A 6,295-nucleotide genomic window follows, 5' to 3' on the forward strand; every position below is an offset into this window, starting at 1 on the left:
TCGCCAGCACACTGGGCCCATGCGCGCGACACAACGACAGATCATCGACGCCCTCGGCGTCCGTCCCCGGATCGACCCCGCCGAGGAGGTGGAGCGTCGGGTCCGGTTCCTGGCCGATTACCTGGGCGCGAGCGGGGCGAAGGGCTTCGTGCTCGGGATCTCGGGCGGCGTGGACTCGTCGCTGGCCGGGCGGCTGGCGCAGCTGGCGGTGGAGAGGGTCCGCGCCGACGGCGGCGAGGCGGTCTTCGTGGGGATGCGCCTGCCCTACCGAGTGCAACACGACGAGCACGACGCGGTGGCGGCCGTGGAGTTCGTGGACGCCGACGAGACCCTCACGGTGAACGTCGCCGCGGGCGTGGACGGGCTCAACGGCGAGATCCGGCAGGCCACCGGCGAGGAGCTGACGGACTTCACCAAGGGGAACACCAAGGCCCGCCACCGCATGGTCGCGCAGTACGCCGTGGCCGGGGACCGCGGGCTGCTGGTGATCGGCGCCGACCACGCGGCCGAGAACGTCACCGGGTTCTTCACCAAGTTCGGCGACGGTGCCGCCGACCTGCTGCCCCTGTCGGGCCTGGACAAACGCCAGGTCCGGGAACTGCTCCGCCACCTGCAGGCGCCGCAGCAGCTGTGGGACAAGGTGCCCACCGCCGACCTTCTCGACGAGGCCGAGGGCCAGACCGACGAGGAGGAGCTGGGGATCAGCTACGACGCCATCGACGACTACCTCGAGGGTCGCGAGGTGCCCGAGGAGGCGGCCCGGCTGATCGAGGAGGCGTGGCACCGCAACCGACACAAGCGCACCACCCCGGTCGAGGTGGCCGACACCTGGTGGCGACCGGCTGGGAGGGCCGGCGAGCGGACCGGCGAGCAGGACGGCCGGCGGACGGCGCTGGTGGTGATCGACATGCAGAACTCGTACTTCGAGTTCCCCGAACTGGCGGCGGTGCGGGACGAGCTGGTCGGCTCGGTCAATGAGCTCATCCGCGCCGCCCACGAGGCCGAGCGCCCGGTGATCCTGGTGCGGACGGAGCACGCCGAGGACCGCTCCACCTGGACCCTCAACATGCTCGAGGACGACCAGGGTTTCGCGTTCCCCGGCACCGGGCAGGCGCGGTTCCTCGACGGGCTCGAGACCGGAGGCCACGTGGAGGTGGTCAAGACCCGGGACAGCGCGTTCTTCCGGACCGATCTGAGAGCCGAGCTGGACCGGCTCGGCGCGAGCCACCTCCTCGTGTGCGGCGTGTCGACACACAGCTGCGTGGCGCAGACCGCCATCGACGGCTTCGCCGAGAACCTGCACGTGGCGGTGGCCCGGGGTGCCATCTCGTCGGACAACCCGCCGCTGTCGGAGGCGCTCCTGGAGTTCCTCCAGGACCAGATGCGCCAGCCGCTGCTGGACCAGACGCAGAGCCTGGAGCTGCTGCGCACCGGCCACTGGCCCGACTGAGCGGCGCGACCGAGCGGCTCAGCGGGAACCGACCGGCCGCTTCTCCTGGCCGTCCGGGTAGCGCGCGAAGCGGGTCTCGCCGTGGGCGTGGACGGGATCGTTCCGGTCCAGGTGCCAGGTTCCGAACACGCCGGCCCGGTACTCCTCCATGGCGGTGACGATGTCCTGGCGGGTGTTGCCGACGAACGGGCCCTGTTGGACCACGGGAGCGCCGATCGGCCGGGCCTGCAGCACCAGGAACGCCGCGCCGTCTGCGCCCGCGGTCACCGTGACGGCCCCGGGGGCGAGCACGGCGGCGTCGTAACCGAGGTGCTGCGCGGCGACGGTCAGCTCGCCGCCGTAGTTGTACAGGACCCGGGTGGCGGACGGGTCGAACGCCGGGAGCTCGGTACTGACGCCGGGATCGAGGGTGACGATCCAGATGGCGAGATGGTTCTCCGGGCGCGCGGCCCACGAGTGCGGTGGCGGGTCGAGGGCGCGGACCCCGTCGACCTCCCCGGCGATCACCCGGAACCGCGCGGCGGCCCCCTCCTCACCGCGGACGATGACGGGCGTGTCCTCGGACCAGAACATGTCGAAGTACGGCTCGGCGGACTTGTCCTCGGGCGCGAGGTTGAGCCAGATCTGGAACAGCTCCATGGTGTTGGGCGCGTCGGGATCCAGCAACGGGAACATCTCCGAGTGCGAGATTCCCGCACCGGCGGTGAGCCACTGCGTGTCGCCGTGTCCGAAGCGGGCGGCGGCGCCCAGCGAGTCGGAGTGGTCCACCACACCGTCGAGCACCACCGTCACGGTCTCGAAGCCGCGGTGCGGATGCTGGGGGAAGCCGGGGACCTCTGAGCCGTGGTACATGGACCAGCCGTCCTTGCCGGAGAAGTCGCCCCCGATGGACCGGCCCTCCAGGGAGGCCGCCGGACGCATGGTCTCGCCCTCGGCCGCAGGGAACTCGTCGCGGTGGTGGACCGCGAACAGGAACGGGTCGACGCCCGGCCACTGCGCGCCGAGCGGGACTACCTGACTGATGGCGGACACTGGCTTCTCCTATGACGGGACGATGATTGCTGTCGCGTCATATAACTGCGGGCCGTTGCAGTTTGTTCCCGCCCGCGGCGGAGGCCAGGTCAGCCCCGCGCCACCACTCCGGTCACCGGGATCCGGCCGTCGACGGCCTGACGGAAGTTGAGCACCGCGCGCTGCACGTGATCGCCCGTGGAGACCACGACCGCACCGGTGGTCCCGCGCTCGCGGAAGATCCGGTCGGTGAACTGCGCGTTCTGGACCGTCGAATTGGAGTTGCCCTCCTCGGTGATCCGCCACGGCGCGATACCGGCGCCACGGAGCCAGTCACCCATCGCCCGGGCCTCCGTGCGGCCGTTCTGCGGGACGCCGCCGGTCACGATGATGCGGGCGGTGGGGTACTCCTGGGCCAGCCGGAAGCCGGTCCTCAGCCGCTCGTCGAGCACCGGCCGGATCCCCCCGTCCGGAAACAGGCCCGCGCCCAGGATCACGATGTCGGTGGTGAACGGATTGGCCGTGAGCACCGCCGGATCGTCGGTCGTGAGCACGTCCAGTCCACCGCACATCTGCAGCATCGACCGGTCGACGTTCTGGCAGCCCAGCATGGTCAGTCCGTTGTAGAGCGCGGTGCCCGACGGCATCTCCGCCGAGCCGGCGGACGCGGTGCCGGCCCCGGCGCCCAGCGCGAGTGCCGCCGCGGCCGCGACCGCGGCGAGACGGATGTGTGTCCTACGCACGATGGCGTTCCTCCCCCAAAAGCGATGTGAGTCATTTCGTGACCCGATAGTTATCGTCAGCCACGGTACCGCTGTTACCTGTGAGGCAAGATGGCCAAGAAAACCGCCAGGTAGCCTCCTCGGTATGCTCGCAGGATACGACAAGTCGACTGCCGTCCGATACCTCTCCCGAGCGGACCCCGAGTTCGCGCGGCACATCGAGTCCGTCGGTCCGTGCACCCTCACGCCCGCAACGGACGCCGGACCGCACACCCTGTTCGACCGCCTGGCCTCCTCCATCCTGTCGCAGCAGCTGTCGGTGAAGGCGGCCGCGACGATCGCCGGCCGACTCCGGGAGCGGGCGGCCGGGCCCCGTCATCTCGACCCCGTTCTCCTCGCCGACCTCTCCGACGACGATATCCGCGCGTGCGGGGTCTCCCGCCCCAAGATCGCCGCGCTCCGCGACCTGGCCGACGCGGTCGGGACCGGGCGGATCCCCACGCTGGCGGAACTGGAGGGACTCGACGACGACGAGGTGGTCGCCTCCCTGACCGCCGTCCGCGGGGTGGGCCGATGGACCGTGGAGATGCTGCTGATCTTCCTGCTGGACAGGCCCGACGTGTTCCCCGTGGCCGATGTCGGTGTGCGACGCGGATTCGAGCGGGTCACGGGGCTCGACGAACCCCCCACCGCCGCACAGATGCTCACCCGAGCCGAGAACTGGGCCCCGTACCGCTCGGTCGCCTCGTGGTATCTGTGGCGGGCGGTCGACCAGACCGGCCAGGCGGTGCCCGCGCCGCCCCCGCCTCCTGTCCGGTAGAACGGGTACATGGCAACCACAGCATTCAAGGGAAATCCCGTCACCACGTCAGGCGAGCTCCCGGCCGTCGGCTCGGCGGCTCCGGAGTTCGAGCTCGTCGGGACCGATCTGGCCCCCGTGACCTCCGGGTCGTTGAACGGCAAGAACGTCGTGCTCAACATCTTCCCGAGCGTCGACACCGGCGTGTGCGCCCAGTCGGTCCGCACGTTCAACGAGAAGGCCACCGGACTGGAGAACACCGCCGTCATCAACGTCTCGGCCGATCTGCCGTTCGCGCTCAAGCGTTTCGCCGCCGACGAGGGCATCGAGAACGCCTCCGCCGGCTCCACCTTCCGCAGCGATTTCGCCTCGACGTACGGCGTCAAGATGGCCGACGGACCGCTGGCCGACCTGTGCGCCCGCTCGGTCATCGTTCTCGACGCCGAGGGCAAGGTCGTCTACACCCAGCTCGTCGACGAGATCACCACGGAGCCGGACTACGACTCCGCACTCGCCGCTCTCAACTGATCACCCTCACGACTGTCGGCCCGTCTCCATGTGGAGGCGGGCCGACGGTCGTTCATCCGGCGCGCGAGCCGGGTGTCACCGAATTATCTAGGCGCTGCCCGCGGGGATCGGCGCGAACCGGCGGACCGCGTCCTCGAGCTGGTCGAAGAGGGTGGAGATCTCATCCGCGCGACGCTCGTTCGGCTGGAGACCCTCCGGGCCGAACTCGGTGAACAGGCTCAGCGAGACCTGCTGCCGGACGCCGAACATACGGAAGTTCGCGACGATCTGGCGCCACTGCTCCACGGCACGCACCCCACCCTCGGCGCCGTAGGAGACAAAGGCAACCGGCTTGTCCGCCCATTCGTCACCGAGCGAGTCGAAGGCGTTCTTCAGGCCTCCAGGAACGCCGTGGTTGTACTCGGGGGTGACAAAGACGAAGGCGTCGTAGGAGTCGATCGCCTCGCTCCACCGGGTGACCCGCTCCTCTTCGTACTTCTTGTTCGCGGCACCCGGCACGGTGGCCGAGGTGAGGAGCGGAACGTCGAAGGACTTGAGGTCGACCAGGTCGTAGCTGGCGAGCTCTCGCGACGCGGCCTCCGCCGTGACCCAGTCGGCCACGGCCGCGCCATTCCGCTCGTCACGGATACTGCCCAGGATGATGCCGATCTTCACTGTCGTCTCCTCCGTCGATCGATGTCGTGGACAACTCAACCGTACTTGAGTGACACAACAACAATCTAGCGCCTGCCGTAGACAGTGACCGACGCCACCGCGCACACCCGGCCGCGGGCGTCCCGCGTGACCGCCTGCGCGATCCCCCAGCTCCGACCGTCGTGGAGGGCCTCGGCGCGCACCGTGACCGGTCCGTCGAGCGGGATCTGCCGCACGTATCTGACGTCGAGCGAGGACGAACTGACCTCTCGCTCGTGCGGGAACACCGCCGCGCCGGCGACCTCCGCGACGGCGGCGAAGACCCCGCCGTGCAGGTTGCCCAGCGGGTTGGCCAGCGCCGGCTCGGGGGCGATCACGGCCTCCACCGCCCGGGTGCCACCAGGGCCGTCCTCGTGGTGGTCCACCGTGAGGCACAACACCTCGGCCAGCGTTCCCGGTGCCAGTGCCGAGGGCCACGGCGGCTCGTCGTCGTAGTCGTCCGGGTCCACGACCCCCGCGATCTCCATCGACTTGACCAGTCCGGCGGCGACCACCTCGCCGTCGTCATCGAGGACGTCGCCCCGCGTGGTGAGACAGTGGCCGTCGTCGCCGAGGTGGTCCGTGCGCACGCCCAGTCCGGTCGACCCCTCGCGGGGGCGGGCCAGCAGATCCAGACGGAGCTCGGTGGTGACGGTCCACATGCCCTCGGGACGACGGCGGTGGTTCTCGGCCCCGAGACCGGAGTCGACCAGCACGGCCAGTGCCCCCGTGGCAAAGCGCCCGGACGGGTCCACGAACTGGTCGGCGACCGGCTGATGCCAGCTCACGGTGCCGTCCCCGGCCTGGCTGAAGGTCAGTCCCAGTCGGGGTTCCGGGCCGCGGTGCGTCGATTCCCTCATCTCGCGACGCTAACACGTGTTCCAGTCCTGCCCGACGGGCTCACGTGGCCGCACAATGGAACAGTGCCCCCACGAGCGAAGCCCCCACGAGTAGTGCCCCTGAACAGCGAGGTTCTCACGACGCCCCGGCGCTGGCCGATCCGCACGGCCACCACCGTGATCGCCACCGCGATCGTCATCCTGGTGCTGGCCGCCGCGGCGGGGGGCGCGTGGCTGCTGCTGCGCACCGCGGCGCACAGCGCGATCGACACCG

At 70.2% G+C, this 6,295-nt stretch carries 7 protein-coding genes and 1 pseudogene; 4 read left to right on the forward strand and 4 right to left on the reverse strand.

Annotation, left to right across the window (positions count from 1 at the left end):
• Positions 1 to 19: 19 nt before the first annotated feature.
• Both nadE and G6027_RS19395 read left to right on the forward strand, forming a co-directional pair.
• Positions 20 to 838, forward strand: a pseudogene (nadE, locus tag G6027_RS19390) (ammonia-dependent NAD(+) synthetase); the annotation flags it as partial.
• Positions 839 to 907: 69 nt separating this feature from the next.
• On the forward strand, positions 908 to 1,450 hold the full coding sequence (locus G6027_RS19395) for an isochorismatase family cysteine hydrolase (RefSeq protein WP_241726673.1): 543 nt from the start codon (positions 908 to 910) through the stop codon (positions 1,448 to 1,450).
• A gap of 18 nt (positions 1,451 to 1,468) precedes the next feature.
• Here G6027_RS19395 and G6027_RS00110 read toward each other — a convergent pair whose 3' ends face one another.
• Together G6027_RS00110 and G6027_RS00115 are read right to left on the reverse strand one after the other, a co-directional pair.
• The gene (locus G6027_RS00110; RefSeq protein WP_182634284.1) at positions 1,469 to 2,482 is read right to left on the reverse strand and encodes a pirin family protein; all 1,014 of its coding nucleotides are present in this window, start codon (positions 2,480 to 2,482) and stop codon (positions 1,469 to 1,471) included.
• Between the two features lie 89 nt (positions 2,483 to 2,571).
• Complete coding sequence (locus G6027_RS00115; protein ID WP_182634286.1) at positions 2,572 to 3,204, reverse strand: ElyC/SanA/YdcF family protein; 633 nt, start codon at positions 3,202 to 3,204, stop codon at positions 2,572 to 2,574.
• Positions 3,205 to 3,328: 124 nt separating this feature from the next.
• On the opposite strand from G6027_RS00115, the gene G6027_RS00120 reads away from it, so the two are divergent.
• Both G6027_RS00120 and tpx read left to right on the forward strand, forming a co-directional pair.
• Positions 3,329 to 4,003: a DNA-3-methyladenine glycosylase gene (locus G6027_RS00120; RefSeq protein ID WP_182634288.1), complete on the forward strand. Its 675-nt coding sequence runs from the start codon at positions 3,329 to 3,331 to the stop codon at positions 4,001 to 4,003.
• Positions 4,004 to 4,012: 9 nt separating this feature from the next.
• Positions 4,013 to 4,510, forward strand: coding sequence for a thiol peroxidase (tpx, locus tag G6027_RS00125; protein ID WP_182634290.1), 498 nt, complete (start codon positions 4,013 to 4,015; stop codon positions 4,508 to 4,510).
• An 87-nt stretch (positions 4,511 to 4,597) separates the two neighbouring features.
• Here the strand turns inward: tpx and G6027_RS00130 are convergent, their stop codons facing one another.
• Both G6027_RS00130 and G6027_RS00135 read right to left on the reverse strand, forming a co-directional pair.
• Positions 4,598 to 5,164 (reverse strand): NAD(P)H-dependent oxidoreductase, encoded by a 567-nt coding sequence (locus G6027_RS00130; protein ID WP_182634292.1) that lies wholly within the window; start codon positions 5,162 to 5,164, stop codon positions 4,598 to 4,600.
• A gap of 65 nt (positions 5,165 to 5,229) precedes the next feature.
• Positions 5,230 to 6,042, reverse strand: coding sequence for a hotdog fold thioesterase (locus G6027_RS00135; protein WP_182634294.1), 813 nt, complete (start codon positions 6,040 to 6,042; stop codon positions 5,230 to 5,232).
• Positions 6,043 to 6,295 lie beyond the last annotated feature (253 nt).

Origin of the sequence: Dietzia sp. SLG310A2-38A2 (assembly GCF_014145095.1) — a bacterium.
In the GTDB taxonomy this organism is placed as follows: Bacteria; Actinomycetota; Actinomycetes; order Mycobacteriales; family Mycobacteriaceae; genus Dietzia.

Coding starts and splice junctions, on each gene's coding strand:
- G6027_RS19395 (WP_241726673.1), top strand. CDS start 908: ATGCAGAACTCGTACTTCGAGTTCCCCGAACTGGCGGCGGTGCGGGAC.
- G6027_RS00120 (WP_182634288.1), top strand. CDS start 3,329: ATGCTCGCAGGATACGACAAGTCGACTGCCGTCCGATACCTCTCCCGA.
- tpx (WP_182634290.1), top strand. CDS start 4,013: ATGGCAACCACAGCATTCAAGGGAAATCCCGTCACCACGTCAGGCGAG.
- G6027_RS00135 (WP_182634294.1), bottom strand. CDS start 6,042: ATGAGGGAATCGACGCACCGCGGCCCGGAACCCCGACTGGGACTGACC.